The 17658-nt window shown below is 34.4% G+C and carries 17 protein-coding genes; 16 read left to right on the top strand and 1 reads right to left on the bottom strand.

Annotation, left to right across the window (positions count from 1 at the left end):
• The first annotated feature begins 464 nt into the window (after positions 1 to 464).
• The 12 genes from AACZ92_RS08770 (at position 465) to AACZ92_RS08715 (ending at position 11615) form a co-directional block, all read left to right on the top strand.
• Entirely contained in the window at positions 465 to 671 is a 207-nt protein-coding gene (locus tag AACZ92_RS08770) for a hypothetical protein (protein WP_339699885.1), read from the top strand.
• Between the two features lie 126 nt (positions 672 to 797).
• Positions 798 to 1757 (top strand): glycosyltransferase family 2 protein, encoded by a 960-nt coding sequence (locus AACZ92_RS08765; protein ID WP_339699882.1) that lies wholly within the window; start codon positions 798 to 800, stop codon positions 1755 to 1757.
• A 1-nt stretch (position 1758) separates the two neighbouring features.
• Positions 1759 to 2682: a glycosyltransferase family 2 protein gene (locus AACZ92_RS08760; protein WP_339699879.1), complete on the top strand. Its 924-nt coding sequence runs from the start codon at positions 1759 to 1761 to the stop codon at positions 2680 to 2682.
• Positions 2679 to 3437, top strand: coding sequence for an FkbM family methyltransferase (locus AACZ92_RS08755; RefSeq protein WP_339699876.1), 759 nt, complete (start codon positions 2679 to 2681; stop codon positions 3435 to 3437). The genes AACZ92_RS08760 and AACZ92_RS08755 overlap by 4 nt, the downstream gene beginning before the upstream one ends.
• A complete protein-coding gene (locus tag AACZ92_RS08750) occupies positions 3437 to 4222 on the top strand; it encodes a glycosyltransferase (RefSeq protein WP_339699873.1) in 786 nt (261 codons plus the stop codon). The genes AACZ92_RS08755 and AACZ92_RS08750 overlap by 1 nt, the downstream gene beginning before the upstream one ends.
• Positions 4223 to 4242: 20 nt before the next feature.
• Positions 4243 to 5166, top strand: coding sequence for a DUF6625 family protein (locus AACZ92_RS08745; RefSeq protein WP_339699870.1), 924 nt, complete (start codon positions 4243 to 4245; stop codon positions 5164 to 5166).
• Positions 5167 to 5173: 7 nt separating this feature from the next.
• Entirely contained in the window at positions 5174 to 6292 is a 1119-nt protein-coding gene (locus tag AACZ92_RS08740) for a polysaccharide pyruvyl transferase family protein (protein WP_339699867.1), read from the top strand.
• 2 nt (positions 6293 to 6294) lie between these two features.
• Positions 6295 to 7431, top strand: coding sequence for a glycosyltransferase family 4 protein (locus AACZ92_RS08735; protein WP_339699865.1), 1137 nt, complete (start codon positions 6295 to 6297; stop codon positions 7429 to 7431).
• Positions 7421 to 8566, top strand: coding sequence for a glycosyltransferase (locus tag AACZ92_RS08730; protein WP_339699863.1), 1146 nt, complete (start codon positions 7421 to 7423; stop codon positions 8564 to 8566). The genes AACZ92_RS08735 and AACZ92_RS08730 overlap by 11 nt, the downstream gene beginning before the upstream one ends.
• A 2-nt stretch (positions 8567 to 8568) precedes the next feature.
• On the top strand, positions 8569 to 9588 hold the full coding sequence (locus AACZ92_RS08725; RefSeq protein WP_339699861.1) for a glycosyltransferase family 4 protein: 1020 nt from the start codon (positions 8569 to 8571) through the stop codon (positions 9586 to 9588).
• Between the two features lie 4 nt (positions 9589 to 9592).
• Complete coding sequence (locus tag AACZ92_RS08720; protein WP_339699859.1) at positions 9593 to 10411, top strand: hypothetical protein; 819 nt, start codon at positions 9593 to 9595, stop codon at positions 10409 to 10411.
• A 10-nt stretch (positions 10412 to 10421) separates the two neighbouring features.
• Positions 10422 to 11615, top strand: a complete 1194-nt coding sequence (locus AACZ92_RS08715; protein WP_339699857.1) for a glycosyltransferase family 4 protein — start codon at positions 10422 to 10424, stop codon at positions 11613 to 11615.
• Positions 11616 to 12103: 488 nt separating this feature from the next.
• Here AACZ92_RS08715 and AACZ92_RS08710 read toward each other — a convergent pair whose 3' ends face one another.
• Positions 12104 to 12409 (bottom strand): GIY-YIG nuclease family protein, encoded by a 306-nt coding sequence (locus AACZ92_RS08710; RefSeq protein WP_339699855.1) that lies wholly within the window; start codon positions 12407 to 12409, stop codon positions 12104 to 12106.
• Positions 12410 to 12763: 354 nt separating this feature from the next.
• Here AACZ92_RS08710 and AACZ92_RS08705 point away from each other — a divergent pair, with 354 nt between their 5' ends.
• From AACZ92_RS08705 to AACZ92_RS08690, 4 genes are all read left to right on the top strand, one after another.
• On the top strand, positions 12764 to 14152 hold the full coding sequence (locus AACZ92_RS08705) for an asparagine synthase-related protein (protein WP_339699853.1): 1389 nt from the start codon (positions 12764 to 12766) through the stop codon (positions 14150 to 14152).
• Positions 14145 to 15197, top strand: a complete 1053-nt coding sequence (locus AACZ92_RS08700; protein ID WP_339699851.1) for a glycosyltransferase family 4 protein — start codon at positions 14145 to 14147, stop codon at positions 15195 to 15197. Before AACZ92_RS08705 ends, AACZ92_RS08700 begins: the two co-directional genes overlap by 8 nt.
• 1 nt (position 15198) lies before the next feature.
• Positions 15199 to 16368: a glycosyltransferase family 4 protein gene (locus tag AACZ92_RS08695; protein WP_339699848.1), complete on the top strand. Its 1170-nt coding sequence runs from the start codon at positions 15199 to 15201 to the stop codon at positions 16366 to 16368.
• A 175-nt stretch (positions 16369 to 16543) separates the two neighbouring features.
• Positions 16544 to 17557: an exostosin family protein gene (locus tag AACZ92_RS08690; protein WP_339699845.1), complete on the top strand. Its 1014-nt coding sequence runs from the start codon at positions 16544 to 16546 to the stop codon at positions 17555 to 17557.
• Positions 17558 to 17658: the final 101 nt, after the last annotated feature.

Here is a 17658-nt window from a genome sequence, read left to right as displayed (position 1 = left end):
ATCTTGTAAGTTCGAGTGATTTCAGATGTCCTGAAAGGACAAATGGAATAATATCGAGAACCGAGTGATTTAGAACCCTTATAAGACAATATAAATAGCCCGTACTGAACATTGCCAAAATAATTCGAACACTAGATACCTGACTGAATACAACATACAAGTAAGTGCTAAAAAAAGGTGTCACAACCATTCTCAAACCCTTGTTTTATGTTTGTAGTAGTAAAATTAAAGAAGGAGTTGTGTTTTTTAAAGTAAATAGTAAAAGCGTACTAAACTTGGTTAAATGTTAAAAACTTTGCTAAAATGTTAATAGTTTTTAAGCTGAATAAAGAAGTAAAATGTTAATTTTAACATTGTAAATCAATTAGTAACTAAATGTTTAAAACCAAGTAACATGAAACAAGTGAAGAATTCAGGTGTCCACCATCAGATGGTAAGGCACCGCAGAGACAAAAGAAAAGTCCATGAGACGATTAGTAATTTATCCAGAAGATGTACAGGTATTAATGGCGGTTAGCCCTGGTCATGCCCGTAAAGTCATTAGAAAAATAAAAAAAGCCGTCGGTAAGGACAAACAAATACCCGTGTCCATCCGCGAATTCTCTGAGTACATGGGCTTAGAGTACGAGGACGTGCTCAACGAAGTCAATGCACACAAAAAAGCATCTTAATATTTTTTCTACAATCAAAAATAATTTATCCTACTCACTACTCACTACTCACTACTCACTACTCACTACTCACCACCCAAAACTCCCAAAAAATTCCATATCTTAGCCACCAAAATCAGTTACCCCATGCAACCGCTGGTCAGCATCATCATTCCCACCTACAACCGTGCTCACTTGATAGGGGAGACCTTAGATAGCATTATAGCGCAAACCTACCAAAACTGGGAGTGTGTCATTGTGGACGATGGCAGTACCGATGATACCGATACGATTATGGCAGCATATATAGAAAAAGATAACCGGTTTCAGTATTATCACCGCCCTAAAATTCATTTACCCGGGGGAAATGGCGCAAGGAATTATGGATTGGAACAAGCTACGGGCACTTATGTAATATTTTTTGACAGTGATGACTTAATGACTCTTGACCATATTCAGGTAAAGATTGAAGCGCTGTTAAAACAGTCTTGCGATTATGTGATTGCCAAAACTAAATTTTTTAATTCGCTTGATCCCTGGATAGAACGAATGTATGAAGGTGTTAGAAATGGGGTCACAGCAGAAAAGTTTATTCTTCAACAGTTAAGTTGGCTTACCTATGATGCATGTATAAAGGCTGATCTTGCAAAATCCATAGACTTTAATGAGTCTCTCCGTTCCGGGCAAGAGTTTAATTATTTTTCAAAGTTGGTTTTAAAATCTGTAGATACTGTATTTATCGAAAAATATCTTACTCTTCGGCGGGTTCATGACGACTCTATTAGAGGAACCCTGCCTAATAAAAATTTAGTTATGGTCAGCGCCTATACATCTTGTTGGTATACTTATAAAGATATACATGCGGATGCGAGTCCACGAATAAGAAAAGGCTTACTAATGCGGTGTATTGATATGCTATACAAGTGTCCAAAAATTAAGTTCCCCCATACTGGTGCTTTGGCTAAGACAGTGTTTAGGGAATTTGGTGTTTGGTCCAGTATCAGTTTTCTTTGTATGCGGTTTTTGAATACACATTTTAAAAAAGGATATTACTTTAGAAAGGTAATAGCAAAGAAGTACGAAAAAACAGGAATAACCTATAATTAACATGGAGACCTTTCCTCTTATATCGATAATAATTCCTACTTTCAATAGAGCTAATGTTCTTGGAGAAACCTTGGACTCTGTAGTTAATCAAACCTACCGAAATTGGGAGTGTATTGTTATTGATGATGGCAGTACTGATAATACCCAAGACTTGGTTTTTTCCTATTTAAAAAAGGAGAGTCGTTTTCAGTATTTCAAGCGACCCAAGTATATTCCCAAAGGTCCAAGTGCCTGTAGAAACTTTGGTTACGAGCAGAGTAATGGCGAATACATACAATGGTTTGACAGCGATGATTTGATGCACCCTGAAAAATTGAAAACAAAGATAGAGGTAGCAATAGAAAAGGGGGCTGATGTAATTGTAGATAACCATGGCTCCAACGACTATATTAAAATATCAAATTTTAATATAGAGTGTTTTACTTCAAGTGATTTTTATATTGATTATTTATTGGGAAAATATCCTGTCATCACCAATGATGTTATGCTGAAAAGAAGTTGCATCAAGAAAGAACGATTTGATGAAATACTATGGAAAGGGGAGGAGTATGAGTTTTTTGCCAGAGTTTTTCAACAAAACCTTACCTATTGCTTTTGTGATGTAGTATTAACAAAATATGAAATATCACCTGATTCTATTTCTATTTCATCCAAACAGTCGGAATCTTTAATCTATCTTTCAAAAAAAATACAAGGGTTATATACATCTTTTCCTTTAATAGTTGCAAAAGCTAAGTATCAAGGACGTAAAACTTACAAGAATTTAGTCTTAAAAAAGCAATTAAGTTTAATTTTTAAACATTTTAATTTTTTTAGAAAGTCTCATCATAAATCAACTTTTGTTTTTATGCTATTTATTATCTATAATTTTATAACAAAATCCGGATTTGATGTTATAAAACCTAAGAAGAATGTAACTAAATGAATTTTTTATTCCCCAACCTGCCATACGTTATGCTACTAAAAAATTACTACTTTATCTTTTTAGCTAGGACTTCCAAAACCTTGGGAAAAGGAAAGTATTTTCGGAAAAAGTTATTTTCAGCCAGGAGGATTCTCGAATTAAATTTTCCGGCTGACGATGATTTTAGTTTTTTACAAATAGGAGCGAACGATGGGGTTAGTTTTGATTTTCTACACTCTTTTGTAATGAAACGTAAGAGCAGCGGAATAGTTGTAGAACCCGTTAAAGATTATTTTGATGAGTTATGCGAAAATTATAAAACAGTGCCGGCCATTATAAAAATAAACAGTGCCATCCACAGAAGTGAAAAAAGCATTATTATTTATAAAATTGATAAAAATAAAACATACTTATATCCAGATTGGGTGAAAGGGATTGCCTCTTTTAACGTAGAACATTTAACGAAGTTTGAATCTATAGACAGAGAACATATTATAGAGGAAAAAGTATTAGCCGAACCTCTTATGAACATTATTGAACGAATCAGTATACCAAAAATTGATTATTTTCAAGTAGATACCGAAGGGTATGATTATCATGTAGTTGACCTATTTGATTTTTCAAAATATAAGCCTAGAATGATAAAGGCTGAATATATTAACTTGAAACTTGAAGAAAAGAAAAAAATGAAAAAAAAATTAAAAGAAAATGGTTATTTTTTCTTTTTTGAAGGGTTGGATATCGTTGGGATGGATTTAAATACCATAAAATTATAATGGCAATACCAAAAACTATACATTATTGTTGGTTTGGAACTAACCCCATACCCAACCGTTTGCAATATTGTATTAAGAGTTGGAAAAAACTTCTACCTGATTATACCTTTATTTTATGGAATGAAGAAAATACAGTATTTGATTGTGACTTTATAAAAACCGCATATGCTGCAAAGAAATGGGCTTTTGTTGCAGACTTTGTTCGCATTAAATCAGTTTATGATTATGGTGGTATTTATATGGATACCGATATGCTGTTATTAAGATCTTTAGACAGTTTTTTGAATCATGATTGTTTTTTTGTAGCGGAGCACAATCTTAGTATTGGTGTAGGTATCTTTGGTGCCGAAAAAAACAATGCCTTTATTAAAAAATGTTTAGATACGTATTATGCAGAGGAAGTTATATTATCAACGAGTCCAGAAAGAGTAACCAATACGTATTTAGAAGTATATAACGCAGATAAAAAATTTGATGAGACTATTTATGAAGAAGGACTCACTATTTTTAAACCCGAATATTTTTATGCCTTACCTTATCAAAAGCTATTTGATATTCATAAATACAAAAAGTACCTTACTCCTAAATCATATGGGGTACATTTATGGGAGGGGTCATGGCATAACTATAATGAATTAATGTTGTTACGGCGCAAAGAATATAAGAAGGCATTTAAAAGAATAATTAAATCTATTTTTAAAGAGAGAAAATTCAATTATACTTATCTTAAAAAAATAATAGTCGCTTTCAAAGATGCTGTTTTAACAAAAAATGCCTTTAAGTAATTTTTTATAAAATAATGTAAGTGAAAAGTATTGTACTTATTATATCTTATTTTGGTAAGTGGCCGTTGTGGTTTGATGCTCATTTGGTTTCTATAGCTGCAAATTCTGATATTCATTGGTTGTGCCCTACTGACTGTGAAATACCCAAAAACCATCCTCCAAATATTAAATTCTTACCCACAACCTTGTCCAAGTTAAATACACGTATAAACCAAGCCGTATTGGCAGAGGTGCCTTTAACCTACAGGAAACTTTGTGATTTAAAACTTGCATATGGTGACATTTTTCAAGAAGAAATAAAAGAATATGATTTTTGGGGCATCTGTGATATGGATATAATTTGGGGAGATATTCGTACGTTTATTACCGAGGATGTATTATCTACATATGATATTATCTCAAGTAGAAAACATAATACATCGGGTCATTTCACCATTTTTAAAAACCAAAAACAATTAAATACGCTTTATAAATCAATTCCAGATTACAAAAGCAAACTTGAAACAGTACAGCTTCAACGGATGGACGAAGAAATTTTAACTGAATACTTATGGCAAAAAATTAATCATCCTTCAAAACAAACTTTCCAAATTAAATGGGATTCTATACTTTGCAATCAAGAAAACGGTCGTGATTCACACCAAGAATATTATTTGGATACATGGCTATGGAAAGATGGCAAGATGTTGGAGCTTAAAAATGGAAAGCCCGTAAATGAAGTAATGTACCTCCACTTTATCAATTGGAAACGCACCATGAAATATTCTCAGGTGAACTATAAGGATAATCCCAATAGTTTTTATATAAGCTACAAGGGTATACACTATATACCCCATTCAGGTTTTTCAAAGGCTTTAAATGGAATTAAGAATTTGTTTAATGGGTATTATGCGATACTTTCTCGAAAGCATATATTAAAGAAGATAAAAAAACGGTTAAAATAAACAGTTGGTGAACCTTAAATATTATATATCCCAATTTAAAGCAGAGGTTAATTATTTACCCAAGAACTTAGCTTATTTCTTCTCAAAAAAGAAAAAAGCAATTTACATTGGTTGTACAGGACAAGGGAATTTGGGGGATGAAGCTATATTTGAAGCAATACATTTAATGCTCAAATCAAATTTTAATGTATATGAAATATCTTATGCGAAACCATCAGCAGGCAAATACTTAAGGAGGTTTCTAATCAAAAACCCTGATTATATTATCCTTGGCGGGGGTACAATAATTAAAAAAGGATCAAATGAAAGTTATTTAAAAATTTTGAACGATTCAGTTTTGAGATGGCCAAATGCTAACACGGCTATCTTAGGGCCAGGTGTTTCAGAACCTAATTTTGCTGACTTTATTGGATTTCCGATAGACATTGAGGGTTGGAAAGCTTTTTTAAATATCGCGAGTTTTATAGCTGTCAGAGGAGTTCGTTCACAAGAACGATTAAAGTCATGGCAAATAGAAAAAGATGTTTATATTTTTCATGATCCTGCCGTTTGGTTCACTAAGAAGGATTTTAAGAAAAAGAAAAAAGAAAAAAGAATAGCTTTAAATTTTGCTGATATAGGAAATCGTATTTTTGGTAAAAATCAAGATTTAATCAAAGAGTTTGCAATTGGTATTGTAAATATTCTTCAGAAAAATGGATGGACTATATTTCTTTACCCTACAACAAAAACCGATATGGACTATATGTTAAACAGTATAGGTTTAAAGAATTTTCTTGAAATAAATATTTATAGAAATTATACAAACATTGAGCAATCTTTGAGTTTTTTAGAATCTATGGATGTGTTTGTTGGTCAACGGTTACATTCAGTTATTTTTTCAGCAACAGTTTCAACTCCTTTTTTCGCATTGGAGTATGAGCCTAAAACCAGTGATTTTTTAGAAACAATTGATATGCTTGATTATAAAGAGCAAATAGATAAACTAGATATAAAAACAATATTTAATAAGATAAAGGAAATTTATTTAAATATTGACTATGAACAATTCAATTTAAATAGAAAGATTGTAAAGGCAAAAGAGCAACAATATAAATGTTTGAATAAATTCCTTAATAATCATTGATAATGAAAATTTCCCTTCTTCATCCTTTTACTCCCCAAGCAGCCGGTGTCGTTGAAAAAAGTGTTGCCACCTATCATAGTCAGCCTCATTTAAAAGCTTTGGAAAAGTTAACAGTGTTAGAGGAAACTACGTGTAAAATGGAGTACTTTACACTAAAACGTAGATACTATGGGTATAGACATAATGAAGTAGTATATAATTTTTATCCAGTAAATTTTACGTGGAACGGAGATCATAAAAAGTGGAAAAAACAAACTTCAAAAAAATGCTTAAAAGTATACAATAAAAACACACCAGATGTTACCATCATTAATATGTCCGGCCATTCCAGTCCTTTCTCGTATGAACTTTCAAAAGTAATTTTAAAAAATAAAAAACAATATATAGCTATGTTAGGGGGACAACATTATACCGATAATGATCGTAATAGAGCATATTATAAAGGGGCTAACCATATACTTGTTCATACACATTTACAAAAAAAACAAATGGAAGAAATGGAGCTTTTTCAGCATTTGGATATTCGAGTGTTTCCTTTGGGCGTAGACTGCACAGTATTTACCCCTAAACAAAAAACAAATACCTCACCGAAATTATTATATGTAGGAAGAATTGTAGAGTGGAAAAGAATTCATTTAGCAATTGAAGCAATAGCCGTATTGAAGGAAAATGGTTTTCCAGGCGCCACTTTAAAAATAATAGGTCCAATAAGCTCGCAAGGTTATTTAGATAGATTATTGAATTTGATTAAAGAAAAAGGCTTGCAAAATAATATAGAATTTCTAGGTCATAAAGAACATGCGGAACTTCCCAAATACTTTCAGGAAGCAAACCTTTTTACACTACCTAGTGATAAAGAAACTTTTGGGATGGTTATGATCGAGGCAATGGCCTGTGGAACTCCAGTTGCCGGAATAGATTGTCCAGGTGGCCCTGCTGATGTTATTACCCATCAAAAAGATGGCTTGTTATCTTCTCCGGAGAATTATAGCCAAACCATAATTGAGTATTTTAGAAATAAAAATAGTATCCCTGAAATAGAAAAGGAGGCTCGTCAAAAAGCTTTAAGAAATTATAGTATTGACGCTACTTACAAGGTTTTAAAGAAGTCGATAGATTCTGCCTTTTATGGGAAATAAAAAACCTACATATACAGTTCAAATTCATACTCCACAGGAACTCAACCACTCCTCCTATATTCAAACAGCATTATTTGAATTGCAACGACAGGGGGTGATAGCGGTGAAAGTAGCGCTATCATTAAAAAAGAATAAAGGCAGGCTAACAATAGGTCGTGATAAAACCATTTCAGAAACACCTCATGCATTTCCTAAAACATCCTTTTATACACTAATTGATAACACGACCCAGCAAAAGATCGCCTTTGCAACCGATTTATATGACCATGCGGAGCATTTTTCGAAAACGGCATTAGATACCTGTGATTATTATTTTAAACGAAACTTTGAAAGTAGGTTTGTAAAAGCTGCACAAAAAGAAGCACATGCAACTATTTGTAAGTTAGGAATCACCTTCGGTACGCATTCAGAATTTAAGCAAGGAGCCTTTAAGTTTTATACCGGTTTATTTTTAACAAACTTACGGCTCGCTATGAAATGGGACCGTGCTTTTATAAAACGAATAATTTACACTTATAAAAGACAAAAAAAACATTGGCAATTTATAAATACATCACGGAGGATAACCCGGTTTGAAGCTTATGAAACGCCAAAGGAAAAAACGATTCTGTTTCAAACCCGTTGTTTTCTGCACGAAAATGATATAGATGTACAGCAAATCCATCAACAACGCTATCGTATTATTAAACTGTTACGTACACAGTTTCCCAACCAATTTTTAGGAGGCTTCATACCTTCTAAAATAGTGATCGAAAAATACGATGATGCATTGACCAATGTTCCTGTCGAGCCCGAAGCGTATTTAAATGCCATGAAAAAAGCTAAAATTGTAATATATACTCGGGGCCTAGCCAATTCCCCGGCTTGGAAGATGGCAGAATACCTATCGCAAGGAAAAGTGATTATCGCAGAGCCATTAACGGCCGAATTACCTGTACCACTTATTGAAGGAAAAGAACTTTTATATTTTCAAAACGACGCAGAGCTTATTGAGAAAATTAAAACGGTTATGGACGATAAGGTGCTTGCAACTCGTCTTTCAAAAAATGCCCGCACCTATTTTGAAAAGCATGTGCATCCCGTTCAAAATACAAAACGTATCTTAGAACACATGTTACAAAAACCCTTATCATAATTGTGAATATATTTCTAATCCATCACCGTTCCCCACACCACGCTGAAAATTCAGGGTATGGGAGATTGATTGATTATATGGATGCCAAAGTGATTTATGGAAACACTAATTTTCCTTTTAGAATTGCAAAGGTAGTGGCAAGTTTACATTCCCACAAGAAAGGAAATTACAATGTAGGTAGTGTATTAAAGTCCATTGAATTGTTTCAGTTGCTTCAAAAGCATAAAAAAGAAAAGAATGTGGTCCATTATTTAAATGGGGAACGGGATATACGGCACTTGGGATTCTTAAAGCGACACTTTCCGAATACAATATTTTGCGCTACCTTCCATAAACCACCGGAAATACTTAAAAAAACCATTGCAAATGCAACGGCACTAAGGAATCTCGATGGTGCTATTGCGGTGGGTATAAACCAAGTAGATTTCTTAAAAGAGTGGTTACAGTTAGAGAACGTAAAATATATTCCACATGGCGTTGACACCCATTTTTTTGTACCAGATTCATCTAAAAAAAAGAAAAATACGCTATTGTTCGTAGGGCAGCACCTTCGGGATTTTGAAACATTTAATAAAACGGTTCCGAAACTGAATGAAAACATAAAAAACCTAAACATTCAGGCAGTAGTTCATCCAGCTTATGCAAGCAAGATTGAGCCCCATGATTGTATAGAGGTTTTAACAAATATAAAAGATAAAACCTTGCGAACATTATATCAAGAAGCAACTGCCTTATACTTACCCATGGTAGATAGTACGGCCTGTAATTCTATTCTAGAGGCTATGGCATGTGGACTGCCGATTATTACGAGTAAAGTAGGAGGGAATGAAGAATATTTAAAGGATACATCTAATATTTTGATTACTTCCGACAGGTTAGATATGCTTGTACTTAAGGTAAAACAAGTTATTGAAACCCCAACCCGATTAGAAACAATGGAGTGTTCTTCTAGAAAAAAAGCGATAGCTATAAATTGGGAGGTTACATCAAATTCTATTTTAGATTTTTATAATATACTATAACGAAATGAAAGGTTTTTTATATATCGCAAATCGCCAAAAGTTTATTGATGAAGCTATAATATCAGCTCAATCAGTTAAAAGGTTCAATACTGAACCCATCGCTATTGTTTGCACAGATGAATTATATTCCGAAAAGGTGAAGGAAATTTTTGATAAGGTTATAATACTAAAGGAGATTAATCGGCATACTTATCTGTCAAAAGTAATAGGAATGCAAGAAACTCCTTTTGAGAAAACTATTTTCTTAGATTCTGATACTTTTATTACAGATAAAATTTCAGAATTATTTGATATACTAGACTTGGTAGATTTTGCTACTACAGCAGAACAAAATTTGCATACCACCAATATAAAAGGACTCTCTTACAAAACTATTTTTCCAGAATTTAATAGTGGCGTAATAGTTTATAGAAATAATCTACAAATGAAGAAAGTTTTAAAAGATTGGTTTAACTTTTGTGTCGACTCTAAAATAAAAAATGATATGCCAGGACTTCGGGAAGCAGTTTTAAAAAATTTTAATACTATCCGGTTTTCAATTTTACCTGATTGTTACAATGAACACGGATTTTCTACTATGTTAATTTTACGTCAGAAAGTTAAAGTAATTCATGAAAGGTTGGGATATAAAAAAGGTATAATCACACCTCATTTTATGAGTTTCAAAGCGATGGATGCGTTTGCAAAAAAAATAAATAAGGTGGAACATAAAAGACTATATATTCCTAAAGTAGGGCTCATCTCATATAGATGGAGTCCTTCAAATATAATTCTTTATATTAAAAAGAGATTAGGTTATAAACGGGTGTCGAAAAATAGATAAATCTTCCAGTATGAAAATATTGATTTTCGACGGTAGTTTTAAAACAACGCCTTTTATTAATCGTTTGATGAAAGGATTGGTGCAAGAGCATCAAGTCTTTGTTTTGGGATATAATGAAAGGCTATCTCGGCCCATACCGGGGGTACACTATATTTCATTGGGAAGCAATCAAAACAAATTACGATTTGTAACGACTACCTTAAGCAAGGTATTATGCTCAAAAAAAATGAGCTTTTTGTTACCCACTATAAAAAGATTGGCACTGGGAAAACGAAAAGCATTACAGCAACAAAACTTAGATTTGACTATACAAACGATTGCACCGGATGTAATCCATTTGCAATGGCCTTCTGTTATTCCTTGGTTTGAATCCATATTATTAGAAAAAAAAATACCCGTGGTCTTGAGTCAAAGAGGGTTTCACAGTAATGTGCGCCCTTTTGTAGATCAAGAGAATTTTAACTACTTAAAAACTTGGTTTCCATATATTACTGGTTTTCATTCCGTTTCAAAAGCCATTTCTATTAATGGGGATAAAGTTTGGGAATCCCCAAATAAAATTGATAGTATTATCTATACGGGTGTAGCAATAAACCAAATTAGCTTTCATTCAACATATAAGGTATTACAACCTATCCAGTTGCTTTCTATAGGGAGACCCCATTGGGTGAAAGGGTATGATTATGCTTTACAGGCATGTAAATTATTAAAAGAACAAGGGCTAGCTTTTCATTATACTATCATTGGAGGAAAGGGAGATGAAGAGTTACAGTTTTTAATTCACGATTTGGGACTGCAAAATAGCGTTACCCTTGAAAATAGATTACCACAAACGGCTGTCTTTAAAAATATGCGCAATGCTTCATTACTCCTAATGCCCAGTCTAGAAGAAGGGTTGCCCAATGTGTTGGTAGAGGCCATGGCTGTGGGGTTGCCGGTACTCAGCACAAACTGTGGGGGCGTACCAGAATTAATAGAACATGGTGTTAATGGTTGGATGATTCCTATACGAAATCCTACAGCGATGGCCGAAGGAATTCTAAATTTTACCAACTTGTCTGAGAATGAAATTGAATCAGTTAGAAGAGCAGCTCGTAAAAAAATAGAAAAACAACACAATGAAGCGCAGATGATTAAAGACATGGTAGGGTTCTATAGCATGGTGGTGGAAAGAGCGACGAAACCTATGAATCTGGAAGGATGAGATTCTTCACTCCGTTGCGCTACGTTCAGGATGACAGAGCCTTTGTCATTCCGAAGGAGGCACGACTGAGGAATCTCTTTTCCTTTTCTCCATTGCAATAACCTAAGTACAAAAGATTCTTCACTCCGCTTTGCTGCGTTCAGAATGACAAGGCAACATGTCATTCCGAAGGAGGTTACGACTGAGGAATCTATTTGTAGATTGTTAGAGTATTAAATTATGAAATAGCTTGAAAGTGGGAGAAGAGATTCTTCACTCCGTTGCACTGCGTTCAAAATGACAATCCCTTGTCATTCCGAAGGAGGCACGACTGAGGAATCTATCCCTCCCCGAATTGCAATGATTTAACTCAAAAGATTCTTCACTTCGCTACGCTGCGTTCAGAATGACAGTTGGCTTCGTTGCACTGCGTTCAGAATGACAATCCCGTGTCATTCCGAAGAAGGCCACGCCCCTTGTCATTCCGAAGGAGGCACGACGAGGAATCTTTACACCGTATCATTTAAGAACTCCCAATTCGCATTAAACCCTGAAATTAAAGCTTCCTTTTTCTCTCTTCGATACCCCTTGATTTGTTTTTCTCTTTTAATAGCAGTATCAATTTCATAAAACTGTTCAAAATAGATTAAGTAAAAGCATTTGTATTTTGCTGTAAAGCTCTTTGAAAATGGAAGTGGATTTTTATGATGATATAAGCGTTGCTTTAAATTGTTTGTTACACCTGTATAGAGAACAGTTTTATTTTTATTAGTTAGCATGTAAACAAAGTAGTTATGAGAGCCTTTAGTTTTCATCTTGTTAAGATAATTAATTTATAGCACAAAGATTCTTCACTCCGCTGCGCTACGTTCAGAATGACAAAGCATCATGTCATTCCGAAGAAGGCACGACTGAGGAATCTCTTTTCCTCTTCTCCACTGCAATAACCTAAGTACAAAAGATTCTTCACTCCACTGCGCTGCGTTCAGAATGACAAAGGCAACCTGTCATTTCGAAGGAGGCACGACTGAGGAATCTACTTTTGGCCTGAGAGATTCTTCACTCCGCTGTGCTGCGTTCAGAATGACAGAGGGGCTGTGCTACGTTCAGAATGACATGTTTTACAAATGATTGTCAAATGATCAATTTTTCCTATCTTCGAAATCGCTATGCACACTGTTAAAACACCCATACTTCCTACTCGTCAGCAATTCGTCAACACGGATGCGCCTAAGGAATTGGACAAAAAAGCCATCTGTATTTTTGCAGCTACTGGATTCTTTTTAGATACCGATACCTATTGGAAAAACAAAAAGGTGCTACCTTCCGCTTCAAAACATATATTTGATGCGGATAACTATTTGGTAGAAAGTACCCCCTATTTTAAATGGCATTATAGTCCTAAGAATATTTCTTTTGAGACAGCGTTACAGGAGTTTACTTCTCTTTTTGAACAGATTGTTACAGAGCAAGCAAAGGATAAACCTGTTATATTACCACTTTCGGGTGGTTTAGATAGTAGGACACAAGCAGTGGCCCTATCAAAAATGAATAATCCAGTAACCTCTTATAGCTATTCCTTTAAAGGGGGATATCCTGAGAGTAAGATAGCAAAACAGATAGCTGTTGCAAGCGGATTTGATTTTAAGGATTTTACGATTAAACCTGGTTACTTGTGGTCTAATATTGAGGAACTGGCCACTTTAAATAAGTGTTATTCCGATTTTACGCATCCTCGCCAAATGGCAATTTTGGATGAATTAAAAAAAATGAAAGGAGTGTTCTCTTTAGGGCATTGGGGTGATGTTTTGTTTGATCGAGGAGCCCCTGAAGGAACAAGTGAAAAAGAACTTCCTGAATTGATGCTAAAAAAAATAATAAAAAAAGGAGGGATGGAGTTCGCCACGGCACTTTGGAAGGAATGGGGGTTGGAAGGTAATTTTGAGAACTACCTAACGAAAAGAATCGGTACGTTACTCCAAAAAATTGATATAGAAAACCCCAGCGCGAAAGTCCGTGCTTTTAAAAGCTTGTATTGGGCACCTCGGTGGACGTCGGTAAATCTTTCGGTGTTCGAGGCTGCGCATCCTATAACGTTGCCCTATTACGATGATCGTATGTGTCAATTTATCTGTTCGGTTCCTGAAGCATACCTGGCAGACCGAAGGTTGCAAATAGCCTATATTAAGCAGCAAAACCCGGAATTGGCAGCTATAACTTGGCAAGCGCAACGGCCGTTTAATTTGTATAACTTTGAAAAAAATAAAGCACCAAACAATTTACCGTATAGAATAAGTAATAAATTGAAAAGAACGGTAAAAAGCAAATTGGGAAACCCATATATACAACGCAACTGGGAACTGCAATTTTTAGGGATGGAAAACGATGAGCAGTTGCAGGATCATATTTTTAATTCACAATTTAACGCTTTTATCTCAAAACCCTTAGTGGCAAGATTTTATAATGCTTTTAAAACACGGGATGCGGTACAGTATTCACATTCAGTTAGTATGTTGCTTACTTTGGCGATGTGGAATAAAAACCAAAGAAATGGATAAACGTATCAAGGTTTTATATACGATACCAAACTTTAAAACAGCTGGGAGCCAATACGTATTATTGTCCTTATTTAATAGATTAGATAAAACAAAATTTGATCCATATGTTTGTGTTGAAAGCTACCCTGAATTGATACCAGAAGAAATTCCCATTGACCGTCGGCTTACATTTCAATTCTCTAATCATTTAAAACAAGATATACGACGGTTCCGTAAGAAGTTGAAAGCACATGCTATCGATATGGTTCATTCATGGGATTATAAATCTAATTATAGAGAACCATTGGCTTGTCGCTTTGCAGGAGTCAAATATCTGTATACAAAAAAAAATAACGCTTGGTCTAAAAGATGGATGCTAAAAAGTATTCTGTCAAACCATATTATATACAATAACCCAGAAATGAAAAAGCGTTTTTTTAGTTCTCTATTATTTCACAATAAAACTTCGTTTATACCTCACGGTATAGATACAACTGTTTTTAAACCTTTTCCAAGTAAGTCTCGTGACACTTTTAATTTAGGTTGTATAGGAAATATAAACTCAAATAAAAATCAGTTATTCTTAATCAAGATAATAAAATCCCTTCCTAAAAATGTTGTGTTGCATTTATATGGTAATGAAGAAAAAGAATATAGGCACATGTTAAATAAATATATACAAGAGTATGAGCTAGAGAGTCGTGTCCAGTTTCATGGATTTATCGAAAATAATAAAATTTCAAAGATTTTAAATACATTAGATTTGTTTGTTCTGCCTTCCATTAATGAAGGTCTGCCAGTTTCTATTTTAGAAGCTATGGCTTCAGGCGTTCCTGTCTTAAGCTCAGATTCGGGTGGGGGAAGCCGTCATTTATTGGATTCAAAATATATTTTTTCATTAAAAAATCCAGAAGAACTTATTGAAAAGATTTTAAAAATTTATCAGTTAGAGAATGTTAAAAAAAATATGATAATAAACCAAGGTATTCAGACTATTCATAGAAATTATACTTTAATAAATGAAGTAAATTCTTATGAGAATATTTATAAGACCATAATTGATTAAAATGAAAGTAGGCATTGTTATACCCAATACCCCAAGATATTCCGAAACCTTTTTTAGATCAAAAATTAAAGGATTACAAGAGCAAGGGGTCCATGTACGCTTATATTGTCAGAATAAAAATGATGGTTTTGACCTTTGTCCCGTAATTATTGCAGCAAAGGTAACTTCAAACCCTTTATTACAGGGTGTTTACTTTATAAAAGAGTTCCTGTTGCTCGTACCTTTTTTTAAAATGTTACTACACTATAGTAAATTAGAGCGAAAAGAGGGAACCGGCTTCCTACGGCTTGTAAAAAAAATATACCTAAATGCACATTTGCTAAAAGCAAAACTAGATTGGTTGCACTTTGGGTTTGCTACTCAGGCGTTGGGTAGTGAGACTGTTGCCGAAGCAATAGGAGCCAAGATGGCAGTAAGTTTTAGAGGTTTTGATGTCAATGTATATCCGATAAAATATCCGAATGTATATGGTGACGTATGGAAGCAAATAGATAAAGTACATAGTATTTCAATATTTTTACTCGAAAAGGCTTATGTCTTAGGGTTACCTAAAGAAACCCCATTTAAAATTATTAATCCAGCTGTAGCCTTGCGACATATACCTAACAAAAAAGTTTCAAAAAACAACAACCCAATAAAAATTATAACTGTGGCTAGGCTGCATTATATTAAAGGGATTGACGGACTATTGGAAACGGCTGCCTTATTGCGAGAAAAAGAAGTGAATTTTACGTGGGAAGTGATTGGTGAAGGGACTAAACAAGATACGGAACGGTATCTATACCATCGGTATCAATTAGGGTTAGAAAATAGGGTTCATTTTACCGGAAAACAACCCCATCAAGAAGCCGTAAAGGCAATAGCCCATTCAGATGTATATGTACAGACCAGTTTGACGGAGGGGTTTTGCAATGCCGTATTAGAAGCTCAGGCGTGTGGCACTATTCCCATTGCATTTGCAACCGGAGGATTACTGGAAAATATAAAAAATGGTCAAACAGGTTTTTTAGTAGAAGCCATTTCCGCTGATGCTTTATCTACTAAAATTATTGAGGTGCTATCTTTAAAAAAAGAAGAAAAAAAGAAAATAAGCCGGCAAGCTGTAGAACGGGTGAAACAGGAGTTTACTATTGAGAACCAACAACAGGAATTTATTGATTTTTATTCATAATGTGGTCTCGATACAAATTTGAACACTGCTGCCGCGCCTTCAAATTCACTCGACCTGACAGTTGGCATTCGGGTGTCAGTTCGAGTTTTTTTACAGCGCGTAGCGATGTAGAAAAGTATCGAGAACAATTTAACAATCACTTTTTTTAATTTAAGGAAACTGTATATTTACTCCAATGAAACTCTATTATCCAAAATCGCATTACGACAATGCTCAACGAGGACTTCTTTTCCCTTTGTTAAAACCGTTTATAAAAGGGGATAACTTTACTGATCAGCAAAGAATAGCTGTATATGGGGTTTCAAAACAAGATTTTGAATTTACAGATACATTGGAAAAAGCCGACGCAGCTATATTACCTATGGCGTGGAATTATTATGTAAAAACTGCTACGGAGCAAAAGGCAATTGACTTTGTAAAACAATGCGATACATCACAGAAAAAAGTTTTAGCATATAATGCAGGAGGCTATCGCTCTCAGTTTTCAGCACATGACCATACGCTTCCCCCTTTTATTACAGATCCTTTACAAAAATATTTTGATTCCGATAGAATTTTTGAACGTTCATACCAAAACCAACCCTTAATAGGTTTTTGTGGGCAAGCGAATGGTTCCCGGTTAAATGCCATCAAAGAACTGGTTACAACAGCAGGGCGTAATTTAAAAACCAGAGTTGGGCATTCAAAAGAGGAACCGCAAAATATCATATCGACTTCCTTTTTAAGGGCTTCCGTTTTAAAGAAGTTGCAGCAATCTGCAATGGTAAAAACCAGCTTTATCCTTCGGAAAAAATATAGGGCGGGAGTAAAACGTAATAAGGATAAACACAAAACTACCTTAGAGTTTTATAACAACATCAACCAATCAGACTATATAGTATGCGTACGAGGGGCGGGTAATTTTTCTGTTCGTTTTTATGAAACCTTAGCCTTGGGACGCATCCCTGTGTTTATCAATACCGATTGCTCATTGCCTTTAGATGAAGTAATTCCGTGGAAAGAACATGTGGTTTGGGTGGAGTACCGGGAACGTCATCAGGTAGCCCAAAAAGTAACCGAGTTTCATCAAGCATTATCCGAAACGGATTTTATAGCTTTACAGCAAGCCAATAGAAACCTATGGAAAGATTATTTGACGTTGGGAGGGTTTTTTAAAACTTTTCTTCAACACTACCTTACAACCAAATAAAAGAGTATAAGTGTTATTTAATTCCCTTGATTTCGCTATTTTTTTACCGTTAGTATTTATACTGTACTGGGGGTTATGTAGGAAAAGCAAGAGGCATCAAA

The organism is uncultured Marixanthomonas sp., from assembly GCF_963974425.1.
GTDB lineage: Bacteria > Bacteroidota > Bacteroidia > Flavobacteriales > Flavobacteriaceae > Marixanthomonas.
This window is presented reverse-complemented; position numbering and strand designations above follow the sequence as displayed.

Excerpts from the sequence above, each read along its gene's own strand:
- AACZ92_RS08770 (WP_339699885.1), top strand. The coding sequence starts at position 465 with ATGAGACGATTAGTAATTTATCCAGAAGATGTACAGGTATTAATGGCG.
- AACZ92_RS08765 (WP_339699882.1), top strand. The coding sequence starts at position 798 with ATGCAACCGCTGGTCAGCATCATCATTCCCACCTACAACCGTGCTCAC.
- AACZ92_RS08760 (WP_339699879.1), top strand. The coding sequence starts at position 1,759 with ATGGAGACCTTTCCTCTTATATCGATAATAATTCCTACTTTCAATAGA.
- AACZ92_RS08755 (WP_339699876.1), top strand. The coding sequence starts at position 2,679 with ATGAATTTTTTATTCCCCAACCTGCCATACGTTATGCTACTAAAAAAT.
- AACZ92_RS08750 (WP_339699873.1), top strand. The coding sequence starts at position 3,437 with ATGGCAATACCAAAAACTATACATTATTGTTGGTTTGGAACTAACCCC.
- AACZ92_RS08735 (WP_339699865.1), top strand. The coding sequence starts at position 6,295 with ATGAAAATTTCCCTTCTTCATCCTTTTACTCCCCAAGCAGCCGGTGTC.
- AACZ92_RS08730 (WP_339699863.1), top strand. The coding sequence starts at position 7,421 with ATGGGAAATAAAAAACCTACATATACAGTTCAAATTCATACTCCACAG.
- AACZ92_RS08720 (WP_339699859.1), top strand. The coding sequence starts at position 9,593 with ATGAAAGGTTTTTTATATATCGCAAATCGCCAAAAGTTTATTGATGAA.
- AACZ92_RS08715 (WP_339699857.1), top strand. The coding sequence starts at position 10,422 with ATGAAAATATTGATTTTCGACGGTAGTTTTAAAACAACGCCTTTTATT.
- AACZ92_RS08710 (WP_339699855.1), bottom strand. The coding sequence starts at position 12,409 with ATGAAAACTAAAGGCTCTCATAACTACTTTGTTTACATGCTAACTAAT.
- AACZ92_RS08705 (WP_339699853.1), top strand. The coding sequence starts at position 12,764 with ATGCACACTGTTAAAACACCCATACTTCCTACTCGTCAGCAATTCGTC.
- AACZ92_RS08700 (WP_339699851.1), top strand. The coding sequence starts at position 14,145 with ATGGATAAACGTATCAAGGTTTTATATACGATACCAAACTTTAAAACA.
- AACZ92_RS08695 (WP_339699848.1), top strand. The coding sequence starts at position 15,199 with ATGAAAGTAGGCATTGTTATACCCAATACCCCAAGATATTCCGAAACC.
- AACZ92_RS08690 (WP_339699845.1), top strand. The coding sequence starts at position 16,544 with ATGAAACTCTATTATCCAAAATCGCATTACGACAATGCTCAACGAGGA.